Source organism: Embleya sp. NPDC025285 (assembly GCF_055558835.1).
On sequence record NZ_JBVHLU010000005.1, the window covers coordinates 187028 to 202003 of the forward strand.

General features: G+C 71.1%; 13 protein-coding genes and 1 tRNA gene. 6 read left to right on the top strand and 8 right to left on the bottom strand.

Annotated elements, in window-relative coordinates:
• Positions 1-70: 70 nt before the first annotated feature.
• A complete protein-coding gene (locus tag ACZ4FV_RS05620; RefSeq protein ID WP_465321932.1) occupies positions 71-1876 on the bottom strand; it encodes a helix-turn-helix transcriptional regulator in 1806 nt (601 codons plus the stop codon).
• A gap of 256 nt (positions 1877-2132) precedes the next feature.
• On the opposite strand from ACZ4FV_RS05620, the gene ACZ4FV_RS05625 reads away from it, so the two are divergent.
• Together ACZ4FV_RS05625 and ACZ4FV_RS05630 are read left to right on the top strand one after the other, a co-directional pair.
• A tRNA-Lys gene (locus ACZ4FV_RS05625) sits at positions 2133-2206 on the top strand.
• Between the two features lie 216 nt (positions 2207-2422).
• Entirely contained in the window at positions 2423-3637 is a 1215-nt protein-coding gene (locus tag ACZ4FV_RS05630; protein WP_465321934.1) for a cytochrome P450, read from the top strand.
• 45 nt (positions 3638-3682) lie between these two features.
• Here the strand turns inward: ACZ4FV_RS05630 and ACZ4FV_RS05635 are convergent, their stop codons facing one another.
• From ACZ4FV_RS05635 to ACZ4FV_RS05655, 5 genes are all read right to left on the bottom strand, one after another.
• Positions 3683-4978, bottom strand: coding sequence for a cytochrome P450 (locus tag ACZ4FV_RS05635; RefSeq protein ID WP_465321936.1), 1296 nt, complete (start codon positions 4976-4978; stop codon positions 3683-3685).
• A complete protein-coding gene (locus tag ACZ4FV_RS05640; RefSeq protein ID WP_395863199.1) occupies positions 4975-5598 on the bottom strand; it encodes a GTP-binding protein in 624 nt (207 codons plus the stop codon). Before ACZ4FV_RS05640 ends, ACZ4FV_RS05635 begins: the two co-directional genes overlap by 4 nt.
• Positions 5579-5938, bottom strand: a complete 360-nt coding sequence (locus ACZ4FV_RS05645; RefSeq protein WP_395863201.1) for a DUF742 domain-containing protein — start codon at positions 5936-5938, stop codon at positions 5579-5581. Before ACZ4FV_RS05645 ends, ACZ4FV_RS05640 begins: the two co-directional genes overlap by 20 nt.
• Positions 5935-6399, bottom strand: coding sequence for a roadblock/LC7 domain-containing protein (locus tag ACZ4FV_RS05650; RefSeq protein ID WP_395863203.1), 465 nt, complete (start codon positions 6397-6399; stop codon positions 5935-5937). Before ACZ4FV_RS05650 ends, ACZ4FV_RS05645 begins: the two co-directional genes overlap by 4 nt.
• Positions 6400-6482: 83 nt before the next feature.
• Positions 6483-7991: a sensor histidine kinase gene (locus tag ACZ4FV_RS05655; protein ID WP_465321938.1), complete on the bottom strand. Its 1509-nt coding sequence runs from the start codon at positions 7989-7991 to the stop codon at positions 6483-6485.
• Positions 7992-8951: 960 nt separating this feature from the next.
• On the opposite strand from ACZ4FV_RS05655, the gene ACZ4FV_RS05660 reads away from it, so the two are divergent.
• From ACZ4FV_RS05660 to ACZ4FV_RS05670, 3 genes are all read left to right on the top strand, one after another.
• The gene (locus ACZ4FV_RS05660) at positions 8952-10208 is read left to right on the top strand and encodes a L,D-transpeptidase (RefSeq protein WP_465321939.1); all 1257 of its coding nucleotides are present in this window, start codon (positions 8952-8954) and stop codon (positions 10206-10208) included.
• A gap of 154 nt (positions 10209-10362) precedes the next feature.
• Positions 10363-11550 carry a L,D-transpeptidase gene (locus ACZ4FV_RS05665; protein WP_395863210.1) on the top strand — a complete coding sequence of 396 codons (1188 nt, stop codon included), beginning with the start codon at positions 10363-10365 and terminating at the stop codon, positions 11548-11550.
• Positions 11551-11837: 287 nt separating this feature from the next.
• Positions 11838-12482, top strand: a complete 645-nt coding sequence (locus tag ACZ4FV_RS05670) for a DUF6629 family protein (protein ID WP_395863212.1) — start codon at positions 11838-11840, stop codon at positions 12480-12482.
• Between the two features lie 55 nt (positions 12483-12537).
• Here the strand turns inward: ACZ4FV_RS05670 and ACZ4FV_RS05675 are convergent, their stop codons facing one another.
• Together ACZ4FV_RS05675 and ACZ4FV_RS05680 are read right to left on the bottom strand one after the other, a co-directional pair.
• Positions 12538-13554: an S-adenosylmethionine:tRNA ribosyltransferase-isomerase gene (locus ACZ4FV_RS05675; RefSeq protein WP_395863214.1), complete on the bottom strand. Its 1017-nt coding sequence runs from the start codon at positions 13552-13554 to the stop codon at positions 12538-12540.
• The gene (locus ACZ4FV_RS05680; RefSeq protein ID WP_465321940.1) at positions 13551-14258 is read right to left on the bottom strand and encodes an SDR family NAD(P)-dependent oxidoreductase; all 708 of its coding nucleotides are present in this window, start codon (positions 14256-14258) and stop codon (positions 13551-13553) included. Before ACZ4FV_RS05680 ends, ACZ4FV_RS05675 begins: the two co-directional genes overlap by 4 nt.
• A gap of 134 nt (positions 14259-14392) precedes the next feature.
• Here ACZ4FV_RS05680 and soxR point away from each other — a divergent pair, with 134 nt between their 5' ends.
• Positions 14393-14875: a redox-sensitive transcriptional activator SoxR gene (gene soxR, locus ACZ4FV_RS05685; protein WP_395863218.1), complete on the top strand. Its 483-nt coding sequence runs from the start codon at positions 14393-14395 to the stop codon at positions 14873-14875.
• Positions 14876-14976: the final 101 nt, after the last annotated feature.

A 14976-nucleotide genomic window follows, 5' to 3' on the forward strand; every position in this document is an offset into this window, starting at 1 on the left:
CGTGTACGGCTTTCGTCGTCGAACCGTCCGGTCCCGGGTCAGTGTGGACCATGTCACCGACACGGGGAACTCAGGTCTGCTCGTCCGCTCCGGGCAGGGCCACGAATCCGGTCTCGTCGGTGGGCGCGAGTTCGCTGAACGACTCCAGCGCCTCGTCGAGTTGGCGCACGGCGACCGAGTTCCTGTAGGGCTCCAACTGTTTGCGGGTGATCCGTACGCGGTCCATCGCCATCGAATACCAGTGCACACGCAGCATGTCGACGGCCTGGAACAGTCGGCCGCACGCCTCGTCCACCTGGCCGGCCTGGAAGGCCGCCTCGGCCAGGTCGGCGTACATCACCGCCCGCTGCTTGTCGCCGTTGGGCGGCAGGTTCTGCAACGCGTCGTTGAGCGAGCCCTGGGCCTGGTCCATCCGGCGCGCGGTGAGTTCGGTCTTGCCGCGAAAGCCCCACAGCCGGGAGGCGTCGAAGAAGTCCAGCCACGGCGGCGTGGGCGTGTTGTCCGGATGGCACAGCAGGTCCTCGGCCCGGTCGAGCAGGTGCAGCCCGCGCTCGGGGGTGCCGCGCAGCGACTCGAACTCCGATTGCACCGCGTCGAACCAGGCGAGCATCACCATCGGCGCCCCGCGCGTGGCCGTCTTGCGGGCGAAGTCGAGGATGTCCTCGGCCGCGGAGGGCGCCGCGTCGAAGGCGGGGATGAACGCGGTGTGCGCCAGCACGGCGGCGGCCAGCAGGGTGTCGCCGGCCTCGTTGGCGGCGCGGTAGGCAACCAGGTAGTGGTCCTGCGCGTCGTGCGGGCGGTCGAGGTCGAAGAAGGCCATCCGGCCGGCCAGCATCGCGGTCTCCGCCAGCGACGCGCCCAGGATCCGCCGGGCCCGGGCCGGGCCGGGGGCGTTGAGCAGCTGGGTGCCCAGGCGCACGTGCGCGATCACCGACGGGTAGGCGATGGCGGCGGGGGCGACCCAGTACATCTGCCGGTAGGTCCGGGTGAGCATCGCGTACTGGTCGGCGCCGACCACGGTGAGCTGGCCCGCCCGCGAGTGCATGGGAACCGCGAGGGGGCCCGGGTCGGGGGTGTCCCGGAGCAGTTGGCGCAGCACCGCGGGGGTGGCGATCTCCAGCGTCCGGGCCGGGGGCTCGGCGGCCGAGGGGCCGATCGCGCGCAGCGGCGGGCGGCCCGGCAGGCCCGGTGGGGCCGGTGGGCCGTCTCCTTCCAATCGACGACCGCCGACCACGGTGGGCCCGGTCTCGAAGGGGGACCGGGGTGGCACGATCGCGGGTTCGGGAGGCGGCACCGGGCCGGGCGCAGGAGGGGGCCCCGGGGGTGGCACGGGGCCGGGCGGCGGCACCGGGCCGGAGCGCGGTGGCGGCACCTGTCGCTTGACCCCGGGCGCCGGGTGGGTCGGCACGGCCATCGCCCCGCCGACCGGACCGCCGGTGGCCGGCGGCTGCCGGCGCACCCGGGCCTCGCCGTAGCCCGGATACTCCGGGCGATCGGGCGCCCGCCCGGTTTCCCGGGCGGGCGCGGGGAACGCGGGTGGAACGGACGGTTGCTCCAGGGCGGGCGGTGCGTCGGTGTAGCCCTGACCGTACTCGGCCAACTCGGCCTGCCACGGAGGGGTGAACCCCAGGTCGGTCAACGGCCGCTCGAACAAAGCCTGCAGGACCTGCTGATAATCGGGGGTCGGCCAGGGCGGATCGGCACTTTCCCAACGCCGTACCTGCCGCACGCTGACGCCGAGTCGAAGTCCGCATTCGAGCGCCTTCTTCTCGAAGGCGTCGGCCAATTGTTGCTGGGAAACCCAGCCATGCGAGTGCCGTAGGGCCTTCAGCCGGACATTCCCGGACGAAGGACCGGCCCCCTGCCGCATGGCCATCGGCCCTCCCGGTTACGACGTGCGGTGTGCTGTGCAGGCTGTGATGCCGACGGTACCCGCCGTGAGACGGGCCGGGGGACCTCTTTGCGGATGTCCGGAAAGGGGCGTCCTCCCCGTGTCCTCAAAGAAGTCCTACGAGGGACCTTGCGCGCCCTCGATACGCTCCCCGCGCGCCCCCGCCCGCGATCCGAGGCTGTCGATGGGTGTCGATTTTCGATCACCGCCGACCCCTGCTAATGTTTCCCACGCAACGCAAGCGCCGCTAGCTCAGTTGGTTAGAGCAGCTGACTCTTAATCAGCGGGTCCGGGGTTCGAGTCCCTGGCGGCGCACCTTGCGAAACAGCGATGGGGCCCTCGGTTCACCGAGGGCCCCATCGCCGTTTCCGCGTTCTCGCATTGTCGCTTCCCCGCGTCGAATTCACGAACATTTGTTCGCCCGAATGAATACGTGGGCGTACGGACGGGGTGGACCCCGGGGTGTGCCGATCCATAGCCTGGTCGGGTTGGTTGATGATCTTCGATTGCGTTGTTGGACAAGGGGATTCGATGACCGCCCTGGACGTGCCAGACATACTTTCGCCCGAGTTCGCGGCCGATCCGTATCCGCTGTACCGCCGGATGCGCGACGAGCATCCGTTGCTGTGGCACGAGGGGATGCAGAGTTGGATCATCTCCCGTTACCAGGACCTCGAACGGGCTTTCAAGGAGCCGGTGTTCACCACCGACAACTACGACTGGCAGTTGGAGCCCGTGCACGGGCGGACGATCCTGCAGATGAGCGGGCGCGAACACTCGGTGCGCCGCGCGCTGGTGGCGCCCGCGTTTCGCGGAAACACCCTCCAGGAGAACTTCCTGCCGGTGATCGAGAGCAACGCGCGGCGGCTCGTGGACACCTTTCGCGACCGCGGATCGGTGGACCTGGTACCGGAGTTCGCCCAGCGTTTCCCGGTCGACGTGATCGCGGACATGCTCGGCCTGGACCAGGCGGACCACGCGCGGTTCCAGGGCTGGTACACGTCGGTCATCGCGTTCCTGGGCAACCTGAGCCAGGACCCCGACGTCGCCGCGGCCGGGCTGCGCACACGCGAGGAGTTCGCCGCGTACCTGCTGCCGCTGATCGCCGAGCGACGCGCCAACCCAGGCACGGATCTGCTGTCCACGCTGTGCCTGGCCGAGATCGACGGCACCCGGATGAGCGACGAGGACATCAAGGCCTTCTGCAGCCTGCTCCTGGCCGCCGGCGGCGAAACGACGGATAAGGCGATCGCGAGCCTGTTCAAGAACCTGCTGGAGCATCCCGACCAGCTCGCCGCGGTGCGCGCGGACCGGTCGCTGATCCCGCGGGCCTTCGCGGAGACGCTGCGCTTCTCGCCGCCGGTGCACATGATCATGCGCCAGCCCGCCGAGGACGTCGAGTTCGGCGGTGGCGTGGTGCCCGCCGGCAGCACGCTCACGTGCCTGATCGGCGCGGCGAACCGGGACGACCGACGCTACGCCCACCCGGATCGCTTCGACATCTTCCGCGAGGATCTGACCGCGAAGACCGCCTTCTCCGCGGCGGCCGACCACCTGTCCTTCGCGCTCGGCCGGCACTTCTGCGTCGGCGCGCTGCTCGCGGTGGCCGAGGTCGAGGTCGGCACCAACCAACTGCTCGACGCGATGCCCGATCTGGCCTTCGCACCGGGATTCGCGCCCGCCGAGAAGGGCGTGTTCACCCGCGGCCCGGTGGCGCTGCCGGTGACGTTCACGCCGGTGGCCTGAGCCTCGACGGGGGCGGGATCGTGCCCGCCCCCGCACCGGCCCGGATCAGCCCACGTACGCGGGGGTGAACTCGACCGGGAGGTTCTCCAGGCCGCGCATCCACACCGAGTCGCGCCAGACCAGCTCCCGGGTGGGCACCGACAGGTTCACGTCCGGCAGCCGGTCGAGCAGCACCTCGATCGCGGCGCGCGCGATCACCTCGGCCAACTCGGGTGCCGGGTAGGGGCAACGGTGCTCGCCGTGGCTGAACGACATGTGCGCGTTGTTGCCCGCGGCGCCGAGGTGCGAGTCCGGCCGCACCTGCGGATCGGTGTTGGCCGCCGACAGACCCAGCACCAACAGGTCGCCGGCCTTGATCTTGCGACCGCCGAGCACGGTGGCGCGCACCGCCCACCGGCCGATGAAGTTCTGCGTCGGGGTGTCCTCCCACAACACCTCGTTGAGCGCCTGCCCGACGCTGCGCCGGCCGCCGGACAGGGTCAGCGCGAAGCGGTCGTCGGTCAACATCAGCCGCAGGGTGTTGCCGATCCAGTTCGCGGTGGGCTGCTGGGCGGCGGCCATCACCACGAGCATGTCCTGGATCAGTTCCTCCTCGGCCAACCCGGCCGGGTGCGCGAGCAGCCGCGAGGGCACGTCGGCGCCCGGGCGTTCGCGCTTGCGCTCCAGCAGCCGGGCCATCGTGGCCCCCACCCGCAGGTGCGCGTCGACCGCGCCGTCGCCGCCGTCCAGCGACGCGGCCAGGTCCTGTACCAGCGCCGGGGTCTCCTCCTCGGGCAGCCCGAACAGCCGGGCCACCACGAGCGAGGGCAGCCGGTGCGCGTAGTCGGCCATCAACTCGGCCTCGCCCACCCCCGCGAACTCGTCGACCAACCGGTCCGCGATCCGCTCCGCCTGGGCACGCAGCTCGAACTGGTCCACCGCCGCGAGCGCGTCGCTGATCGCCCCGGAGCGCCGCCGATGTTCGGGCCCCTCGGTGAACATCACCGACGGCTGGTAGCCGACGAACGGCATCAGCGGCCAGTCCGGCGCGATCGTGTCCCACGCGTGCCAGCGTCGCGAATCGCGCGCGAAAAGCTGGTCGTTCGCGGTCACGTGGTGCACCTCGCGGTAGCCCAGCACGAACCACGCGGGGATGTCGCCGTCGAGCAGGATCGGCGCCACCGAACCGTGCTCCTGACGCAGCGTGCGGTATATCCGGTGCGGGTCCTGCCACAGGCCCGGGCCGGCCAGCCGCGCGGCGCCCAGGTGCGAGGGGTCGAGCGGCGGTCCGTCCACGTGCGCGGGGCAACCCTGCGGCGGCGCGGCGGCGTTCGGGTCGTCGATGTCCGAAGGCGTGGTCACAGGGCGCGCTCCCGGGCGGCAGACAACGTGTAGAGGTGGTTCACCAGCGCGATCAGCACGGCCTTGCTGGACTCGCGGCTGCGCGCGTCGCAGTCGATCATCGGGATGTCGGCGGGCAGCGACAGCGCGTCGCGCACCTCGTCCAGGGTGTACTCGGGCGGGCCGAAGTTGTTGCGGGCGAGCACGAACGGCATCCCGTGGTGCTCGAGCCGGTCGATCGCGTACCACGAGTCCTCCAGCCGCCGCGGGTCCACCAGCACCACCGCGCCGAGCGTGCCCGAGAACAGCCGGTCCCACAGGAACCAGAACCGCTCCTGGCCGGGGGCACCGAACAGGTAGAGCACCATCTCGTCGTTGAGCGAGATCCGACCGAAGTCGAACGCGACCGTGGTCGTGGTCTTGCCGTCCGCGGCACGCGCGTCGTCGATGCCCACGCCCGCCCGGGTCATCGTCTCCTCGGTGTTGAGCGGACGGATCTCGCTCACCGAGCGCACCATCGTCGTCTTGCCGACGCCGAACCCGCCCACGATGGCGATCTTGAGCCCGTCGCTCGCGGTGCTCGCCAGGGGGGTACGGACGGCCGGCTCGGACGGGGCGAGCTCAGAGGTTGTGGAGTCCAACGAGCACCTGCTTCAGGATCTCGGTATCGGGTAGTTGCGCCCGGCGCGGGGACAGGCGCGGGTGCCGCGCGGTGATTCGCCCCGTGTCGAGCAGGTCGCACAGCAGGATCTTCACCACGCCCACGGGCAGGCCCAGTTCGGCGGCGATCTCCACGACGGCGGTGGGGCGATCGCACATCCGCAGGATCCGCACGTGCTCGGACTGCATTCCCGGGGTCGGTTCGCACTCGCTGACGATCAGCGTGACCAGGTCGAACGCGTCCTCGTTCGCGTGCGTCCGACCATTGGTGACCGTGTACAGCCGGTCCGGGTCCCCGCTGTCGACTGGTCGCCGGATCATGCCGATCGGCCGCCTTCGCCGAACTCGCGGGCCGGTGCGCTCAGGTACTCGCCGATCTGCTCGACCAGTTCGTTCATGTTGTGGCCGACCACCCCGGCGTCCGCGTCGTCGTCCGCGATCACCGCGAGGTGCGCGCCCTCACCGGCCTCGACGATGAACAGGATGCCGCCGTGGAACTCGGTCATCGACTGTCGGACGCCGCCGCTGCCGTCGCCGAACTCGATGGAGGCACCGTGCGACAGGCTCTGGATGCCGGACGCGATGGCCGCGAGCTGGTCCGCCTGGTCCACCGTCAGGCCCGAGGTACGGCACAACTTGAGGCCGTCCTTGGACAACACCAGCGAGTGCCGGGCGCCCGGAGTGCCCTTGATCAGGTTCTCCAGCAGCCAGTCGAGTTCCCGCTCGGGCTGCCGCTGCGTGCCGATCGGCTGTGCGTCGGTGCCGTGTGCTGTTGCGCTCATAGGGCTTCCGAGGCGGACATCCGGTCCGGATGGCCGACCCCTGCCTCCGTTCTCTCGTTGCGTACGACCCGGCGAAGGGGCGATCAGGAATTGTCGTCGGGGGACGCCGTCACGTCCCGACCCGGCTTCTCGCCCTGGACCGCCTGGCGGAAGGCGCCGAAGCGGGCTCCGGGCGCGGGGCGCGGCTTGGCCGTTCGGGAAGCGGGGTCCGAGCGCCCTTCGGCCCGCTCCGCCGCCTTGGCCGCGGCGGCCAGGGTCTGTCCGGGGCGGCGCTTGGCCAGCCCGGAGAGCCTGGGCGCGGGCGCCGCCTCGGGCGCCTGCTCCGGCTCGGCCGGTGGGTGCCCGGCCACCGGTTCGAACACCGGCGGGGCCGCGGCCGGCTGTCGGGGCACCGCCGCCGGTGCCGGCGGTCGCGTGCCGGGCTCCGCCCGCTTGCGCGGCTCGGGCCGGGCCTCGCCGACCAGTTGCCGGGGAATCATCACCACGACGCCGGTGCCGCCGCGCGAGGACGGGCGGAACGACACCGTCAACCCGTGCTTGCGGGCCAGGCAGCCGACCACGGCCAGGCCCAACCGGGTCCCGGACAGCGTGGTCAGGTCCAACGCCTGTGCCGCGACCGCCTGTTCGGCCCGCCGTAGGGCGAACTCGCCCATCACCAGGCCGCCGTCCTCGACGGTCACCACGACGCCGGCGGGCACGTCCTCGACGTAGACGTGCACCTGCTCGGAGGGCGGCGAGAACTTGGTGGCGTTGTCCATCAGTTCGGCGAGCGCGTGCATGACGCCCTCGGCCGCGTAGCCGGCCACCGTCGCCTCGCTGGTCGAGTGCACCCGCACCCGCTGGTAGGCGCTGATCCGGCCGACCGCGCCGCGCAGGATGCTCTCCATCACGATCGGCTTGGTCCACCGACGGCCGGAACGGGCGCCGGTGAGCACCGCGATGCTGTCCGCGAGCCGACCCGCCTGGGCGGTGCTGTGATCCAGCCGCAGGAGATCACCGAAGACCTCCTCGCCGTGCCGCCCCTCCATCTCGCGCAGATCGGCGAGCATGCTGGTGGACAGCGCCTGGACCCGCCCGGCGGCGTTCGCGCACGCGGACATCGCCGCGGCGCGCATGCGCTCGCCCTGGCCGACCTCGCGGGCGACGGTCGTCAACATCCGCTCCAGCGCCTCGTGATGCGGGGCGGGTACGCCGGCGAGCGCGGTGTCCACCGACGCGCCGTCGCGCAGCAGTGCCACCAGCGCCGGCAGCGTCTCGTCGGCGAGCCGGGTCGCCTCGGCCTCGAGCGCGGACATCCGCTCCCGGTTGTCGTCGTTCCACCGAGCCGCGTCGCCCTCCATCTCGGCGATCCGCGCGCGCAGCCGATCCGCGCTGCCGACCGCGTACACGGTGGCCGCGACCGCGATGGCCAGCGCGAGCGCGACCGCCACGCCGCCCACCGCGACCGTCGTGCGATGTTTCGAGCCGACGGCGGACACCGCCCACACGACCGCGCCGGCGGTGATGATCGACACGGCCGCGAAGGCGAGCAGTGCCCGTCCCGTGGGCGGTCGTTCCGACCGGGCGCGAGGGGGCGTGTGTGCAACTGACATCAAGCGGATCCTCGTTGCCGGGGGCTGGTCGGGCGTGAGCCTACCCGCGCGATCCGGACGTTCCCAACACCGACCTTCCGGACGCAGGCGTAGCCTGACGTGTCGTCAACCGCCCTGATTTGTCCGTGACTTACCCTTCTCGACGGGACGCCGTTCAACGCGCCGCAACCCTCTCGGCGACCGGCCCCGGGCCACCACCGCAGGGGCCGGCCGGGGGCGCGCGGAGAGCGCCGATCCTTACGACCGACGGGTCGCGCCGATCGCGCCGGGCGGGCCCGATCGCCGCTCGCCCGCTGCCCCACCAGCACACCGGTCGGCGGCGTGCTCGATCCGGGAGAGCGGCTCGGGACCCGTCACCCACCTGCACGGGGGCAGTCGGACCCACCCGGCCCGCGGTCGGGCGAGTCCACCCCAACGACCCGCGACACGGCGCGGCGTGTGCCGGTCGCACCGGGCACGGATCCGGGCGGATCCCACCGCCGAGAGCCCGGACGGTGATCAGTCTCACGTCGACGGCGACGCCGTGCCGCCGCCGCGTGTGGCCGGCCGGAATCCGTCCATCCATACCGATTTTCGGTCGATACGGAGGAGGTCCGGGCATTCCGCCCGACTGCGATGCGGCGCGTATATCTTTGCCGATGTCGTCCGCGCAAGCCGCTATGCGCGGGGACGATCGGGCCCTACGGTCGTCCCGCCCGACCCGGACGCGGCCCCCGAACCGGGTGTCGACCCGGGAATTCCCTGTGCCGTCGGGGCTCGACCGCCCTCGCGGGCCCCCGACCACCGCCTCCGGACGCGGCCCGATCCGGGCTTGCCACGTTCGATACGAGACGTACATCACATCGCCCGGGGAGCAACCTGAGGGGCCCTCCGACAGTCAATGATGCGGAGACTCGCGTCGCGCGACCTCCATCTTTTCGACCCGTTTGAAGGGAATCCCGAAACGTGGCAGGTAAAGCGATGCGACGGCGCACCGTTCCGGCCGTCCTGGTCGCCGGCGCGATCCTGTTCACGGGGGCCTGCGGGCTGCTGGGCGGCGAGGACAAGGGTGACAAGACGAGCAACGCGGGCAGCGATTCCAAGGTGACCCCCGGTACGGCCGGTGCCACCGCCGGAGCCGAGTCCGGCAAGCCGCAGGATCCGCCCAAGGGTGCCGCCCCGCAGGTGACCATGACGCCCGAGGACGGCGCGACCGGCGTCGACCTGGGCGATCCACTCACCTTCGCGGTCGAGGGCGGCAGGATCGCCTCGGTCAAGGTGCTCAACGCCAGGGGCGAGGCGGTCGACGGCACCCTCTCCGCGGACGGCAAGTCCTGGAAGCCGAAGGTCCCGTTCACGCCCGGCGGCCAGTACACGGTGAGCACCACGGCGAACAACCCGGAAAACCAGCCGACCACGATCTCCACCAAGTTCACCACCCAGACGCTGGGCAAGGAGGTGACCGCGTCGATCTTCCCGGACGGTGGGACGGTCGGCGTCGGCCAGCCCGTCTCGGTGCGCTTCGACCGGCCGATCACCAACAAGGCCGAGGCGGAGAAGGCGATGAAGGTCACCGCGACGCCCGCGGTGTCCGGCGCGTGGCACTGGTTCGGCAACACCCGCGTGGAGTGGCGACCGAAGGATTATTGGAAGGTCAACACCAAGGTCAAGGTCGACCTCAACCTGCGCGGCGTCGACCTCGGCGGCGGCGCGGGCTCCAAGCAGTACAAGAGCTTCAACTTCGCGATCTCCGACGTGGCCCGGATCTCCACGGTCGACGTGGCGGCCAAGACGATGACCACGACCGAGAACGGCAAGGTCGTCAAGACGACCAAGGTCACCACCGGCGAGTCCCCCAAGTACGACACCTGGGGCGGCGTGATGGTGGTGATGGAGAAGTACACCCAGACCCGGATGAACTCCGCGACCGTGGGACTGGGCAAGGAGTACGACATCGCGGACGTGCCGTCGGCGGTCCGGATCACCACGTCGGGCACCTTCGTGCACGGCAACTACTGGTACGACAAGGCGAACCCGCCGTTCGGTCGGGCCAACACCAGCCACGGCTGCGTGAGCATGACGCCCGAGGACGCCAAGTGGTTCTACGACCACGCGGATCGCGGCGACGTGGTCAAGGTGGTCAACTCCAAGGAGCGCACCGTCTCGGCCGACAACGGCTACGGCGCGTGGAACCTGACCTGGGCCCAGTGGTTGTCGACCAGTGCGACCAAGGAGTGAGCCGGGCGTGACGATCGCGCCACGCGACAGGCCCGCGTCGCCCGGCGATCCTCCCGAGTGATCGCGATCACAGGGTCCCCCGCGCAACGCCGGCGGCGCCGGCAGCGTCCCTCAGGTGAGTTCACCAGACGGCCGAGCACGGGGGACCCTGTCCATGTCTCGAATCATCCGACGCACCGGAGTCGCCACACTCGTCGCGGCGTCGCTGTTGTTGACCGGCGCCTGCAACAAGGACGACGCGAAGAAGACGACGCCGGACCCGGCCAAGGCCGCGGGCGAGAATCGGGCCGGACCGGCGGAGCCCGCCGTCGTCACCCTGACCCCCGCGGACAAGGCCACCGGTGTCGACCCGGGGGCGCCGGTCACGATCGCGGTCGGCGGTGGCAAGGTCGCCGAGGTCAAGGTGACCAACGCGAGCGGCGAGAGCGTGGACGGCGCGCTGGCGGGCAACGCGTGGAAGCCCAAGGTGCCGTTCATGTACGGCGGCAAGTACACGGTGACCGCGACCGCGACCAACGCGGACAACAAGCCGACCACCGCGACCTCGGCGTTCACCGTGCTCAACCCCACCCGGCCGGCCACCGCGACGTTCATGCCGGACGCCGACTCCACGGTGGGCGTGGGTCAGCCGGTCTCGATCACGTTCGACGAGCCGGTGAAGAACCACAAGGCCGTCCAGGAGGCGATCAAGGTCACGCCCACCCCGGCCGTGGACGGCGCGTGGCACTGGTTCGGCAACTCGCGGGTGGAGTGGCGGCCGAAGGACTACTGGCAGGTCGGCACCCAGGTGAAGGTGGACCTGAACCTGCGCGGCGTGGACCTCGGCGGCGGCGTGATGTCGAAGCAGTTCAAGAGCTTCTCGTTCAAGATCTCGGACACCAAGCGGATCGCCGTGGTGGACGCCAACGCGCACACGATGACCGTCTCCGAGAACGACCAGGTGGTCAAGACGATCCCGATCACGGCCGGCGAGGACCCCAAGTACACGACGTGGAACGGGATCATGGTGATGGAGGAGCGCTACCCCACGCTCGACATGAACTCGCAGACGGTGGGCCTGGGCAACGAGTACGACCAGAAGGCCGTGCCGTTCGCGATGCGGATCACCGAGTCGGGGACGTTCCTGCACGCGAACACGTGGGCGACGACGAACCCGTTCGGCAACGCCAACACCAGCCACGGCTGCGTCAGCATGACCCTGGAGAACGCCAAGTGGTTCTACGAGCGTTCGATCCGCGGTGACATCGTGCAGGTCAAGGGCAACGAGGAGAAGCCGGTCGCGGCCGACAACGGCTACGGCGCGTGGAACCTGACCTGGGAGCAGTGGACCGCGGGCAACTGACCCGCTCCGACCCGCTTCCGGCCGGCCCCGACCAACGGGGCCGGCCGGCGGTACGTGCGCCCTACACGCGAACGTGACCGAGACCACGGCTATTACTGCGCCCGAATGAGCGTATGAACTGTTGAATACATCGACTACGGGTACGCCTGCCACGGAACGAGCCACTCGACCACCCCGCTGAAAGGCGTCCCGACAACCCTCCCGACCACAACCTTCCCTGGCGAGACGAGGCAGCCGTGTGTTGGAGCGCCGAAGCCGATCTCGTGATGGGCAGTGCCATCACGGCCGTGGGCATAGCGAGCGTCGCGTCGGTGCGACGGATCAACGACCTTCCGATGGCGATGCTGCCGGTGATCCTGGGCGCCCACCAGTTGATCGAGGCGGTGGTGTGGAAGGGCGAGCGCGGCGCGGTGTCCCCGGGCACCGCCGAGATCGCGCGCGAGGCCTGGGCCGTGATCGCCTTCCCGCTGCTGCCCGCGTTCGTCCCGCTCGCCGTGTTGGCCGCGCAATGGCCGCTCGAGCGCGGCCGGGAGCGGGTCCGGGCGACCGTCCTGATCGTGCTGGGCCTGGTGGTCGCCGGCGCGCTGGGACACGCGGTCGCGACCCGCCCGGTGAACGCCGAGATCTGTGGGCACACCGTGCGCTACTCGGTGGGCATCCCGGCCGCCCCGTGGGTGATCGCCGGCTACCTGGTCGCGACCCTGGGGTCGCTGTTGCTCGCGCGGGACCGATTGCTCCGCATCCTGGGGCTGGTCTGCGCCGTCGGTGCGGCCGTCACGATGCGGCTGTGGTTCCACTCCTTCGCCTCGACGTGGTGTGCCGTGGCGGCCGTGGCGAGCGTGATCGTGCTGTGGTGGGTGCGCTCCCGGCGCGATCTCCCGCCGGGAGGCACGGGACACCGACACGGTCCGGTCTCCGAACTCGTGCGGTGAACTCGGGCGGTACCGCGTGCGCGCGTCGGATCGTCCGGGTCGGGCGTCGTCCGGGTCAGGGAAGCAGCAGCGTGCTGTCGCCGAACTCGTGCCACAGATAGCCCTCCGCGAGGGCCTCGTCGTACACCCGGCGCAGCACCGTCGGGCCCACCACCGCCTCCAGCAGCAGCAGGTGGGTGGCCTCCGGCGCGTGCAGGCCGCTGATCAGGCCGTCGACCACGCGGGCCGGTCGGTCCGGGCCGAGCAGCAGGTCGGTCCACCCGCTCGCGGGCGCGATCTCGCCGTCGTCGCGCACCGCCGATTCCAGCGCCCGGACCACCGTGGTGCCCACCGCGACCACCCGGCGGGCCTGCCGGACCATGGCGGCCGTGTGCTCCGGCACGCTGAACCACTCACGCAGCGGCGGCTCCCCCACCTCCTGCGAGGACACCCCGGTATGCAGCACGATCGGCGCGATGGCCACGCCGCGCGTGATCAGGTCGACCACGAGTTCGTGGGTGAAGGGTCGTCCGGCGCTGGGCATCTCGGCGCTGCCCTCGTCCCGCGCGAAGACGGTCTGATAGGCCGTCAGAGGCCAGCGCTCGCGCAGGTACGAGTAGGCGATCGGGCGCCCGCGCTCGGCCAGGAAGGTCTCCACCCGCGTTTGCGGGACGGTGATCCGTGCCTTCCACAGCCGCTGCCGGGCATGTTCCTTCGGGTACGCCTCCAGCAGCAGCGCCATCCCGCATCCGGTGCCGGGAAAGCGCACCGCCTCGAACCGGCGCACACCGTCCACCGGTCCGGGCGTGCCGTCGGCGTGCCGCAGTTCGAGCACCCAGGTCTCGTCGTCGAGCCGGGTGGCGAAGTGCACGGTCACCGGCGAGCCGTCGGCCCGGTAGCCGTCCACCGCGGCGGGCAGCGTCGCGGAGGTGTTCACCACCAGCAGGTCTCCGGGCCCCAGGTGGCGACCGAGGTCGCGGAACACGGTGTGCTCGACCCGCCCCTCGGAGTGCACGAGGAGCCGGATCCCGTCCCGCGCGAGCCCGCGCGCCTCGGCGGGTTCGGTCGCGTCGTGGATGACCGGGGTGCTCACGAGGTCACCGCCGCGGCGAACTCGGCCACGGTGTACCGGCCGCTCACCGGCCGCTCGTCGAGCAGCCGCAACAGCGCCGGCACCACTGTCGCGGCGGCCGGCCGATCGGAGATGTCCTCGCCCGGGAAAGCCTGTTGGTGCAGATCGGTGTTCATGTCGCCGGGATCGAACGCGTACACATCCAGGTCCGGATGCTCGGCGGCGAGCGTCGCGGTGACGTGGTCGAGCGCGGCCTTGGTGGAGCCGTAGCCGCCCCAGCCGGGATAGGCGTTGACGGCGGCGTCCGAGCTGATGTTCACGACGGCGCCGCGGCCGGCGCCGAGCAGCAGCGGCAGGTTGGCTTGGGTGAGCGCGAGCGGCGCGAACACGTTCACGTCGTACGTCCGGGCCAGGTCGGCGACGGAGTGGTCGGCGAGCGGCGGCATCGGGCTCGGGCCGAGCACGCTCGCGTTGTTGACGAGCAGGTCGAGCCGACCCGACTCGCGGACGACGTCCCGCAGTTCGCTGCGGTGCGCGGGGTCGGCCACGTCGCCGGCAACGGCGATCACGTCCTCGGCCCCGAGGTCGCGCAGTTCGTCGGCCGCGCGGGTCAGGTCGGCGGCTCGACGGGCGTCCAGGACCAGGGTCCAGGATCGGGCGGCGAGCGCGCGGGCCAGGGCCAGGCCCAGTCCCCGCGAGGCGCCGGTGATGAGTGCGACAGGCATGGTGATCTCCAGGGGAATCCACACCCCACCCGGTGATGGGCTGCCCCTCTACACTGCAAGTTCAAGTGCACTTCAGGTCAAGCGGACGAATCCGGAATCGACCGGACCGCCGGGCCGGGATCTCAGGAGGCGGCGTGCTCACCGGGACGGATTTGTTGACGGTCGGCCAGATGACCGCACGCAGCGGGTTCGCGGCATCCGCGTTGCGCTACTACGAGGCCGAGGGGCTGATCAGCGCGAGTCGCACCACCGGCGGCCAACGCCGGTACGAACGGCACATCCTGCGGCGCCTGGCGTTCATTCGCGCGGCGCAGAACATCGGCCTGTCGCTGGAGGAGATCAAGGACGCGCTCGGCAAGCTCCCGGAGGGCCGCACGCCCACGCCGGCCGACTGGGCGAAGATCAGTCGGGCCTGGCGTGGGCGTCTGGAGGAGGAGATCGAGGCTCTGGTACGGCTGCGGGACGGCTTGGAACAGTGCATCGGCTGCGGCTGCCTGTCGATGAAGCGCTGCCGCATCTCCAACCCCGACGACGTCGCCAGCCGCTACGGCTCCGGCGCGGTGACCCTCCCCGAACTCCTCCGCGAGGACCGCCGCCATCCCCACCCACACGGCTGACACCGACCGGGTGCCGCCCCATCGCCCGGTGGGGGGGGGGGGGGGGGGGAAGGAGGAGAGGGGGGGGGGGGGGGGGGGAAACCGGGAAAGGAAAGAGGGCC

Coding starts and splice junctions, on each gene's coding strand:
- ACZ4FV_RS05650 (WP_395863203.1), bottom strand. CDS start 6,399: ATGAGCGCAACAGCACACGGCACCGACGCACAGCCGATCGGCACGCAG.
- ACZ4FV_RS05665 (WP_395863210.1), top strand. CDS start 10,363: ATGTCTCGAATCATCCGACGCACCGGAGTCGCCACACTCGTCGCGGCG.
- ACZ4FV_RS05660 (WP_465321939.1), top strand. CDS start 8,952: ATGCGACGGCGCACCGTTCCGGCCGTCCTGGTCGCCGGCGCGATCCTG.
- ACZ4FV_RS05645 (WP_395863201.1), bottom strand. CDS start 5,938: ATGATCCGGCGACCAGTCGACAGCGGGGACCCGGACCGGCTGTACACG.
- ACZ4FV_RS05655 (WP_465321938.1), bottom strand. CDS start 7,991: ATGTCAGTTGCACACACGCCCCCTCGCGCCCGGTCGGAACGACCGCCC.
- ACZ4FV_RS05630 (WP_465321934.1), top strand. CDS start 2,423: ATGACCGCCCTGGACGTGCCAGACATACTTTCGCCCGAGTTCGCGGCC.
- ACZ4FV_RS05620 (WP_465321932.1), bottom strand. CDS start 1,876: ATGGCCATGCGGCAGGGGGCCGGTCCTTCGTCCGGGAATGTCCGGCTG.
- ACZ4FV_RS05680 (WP_465321940.1), bottom strand. CDS start 14,258: ATGCCTGTCGCACTCATCACCGGCGCCTCGCGGGGACTGGGCCTGGCC.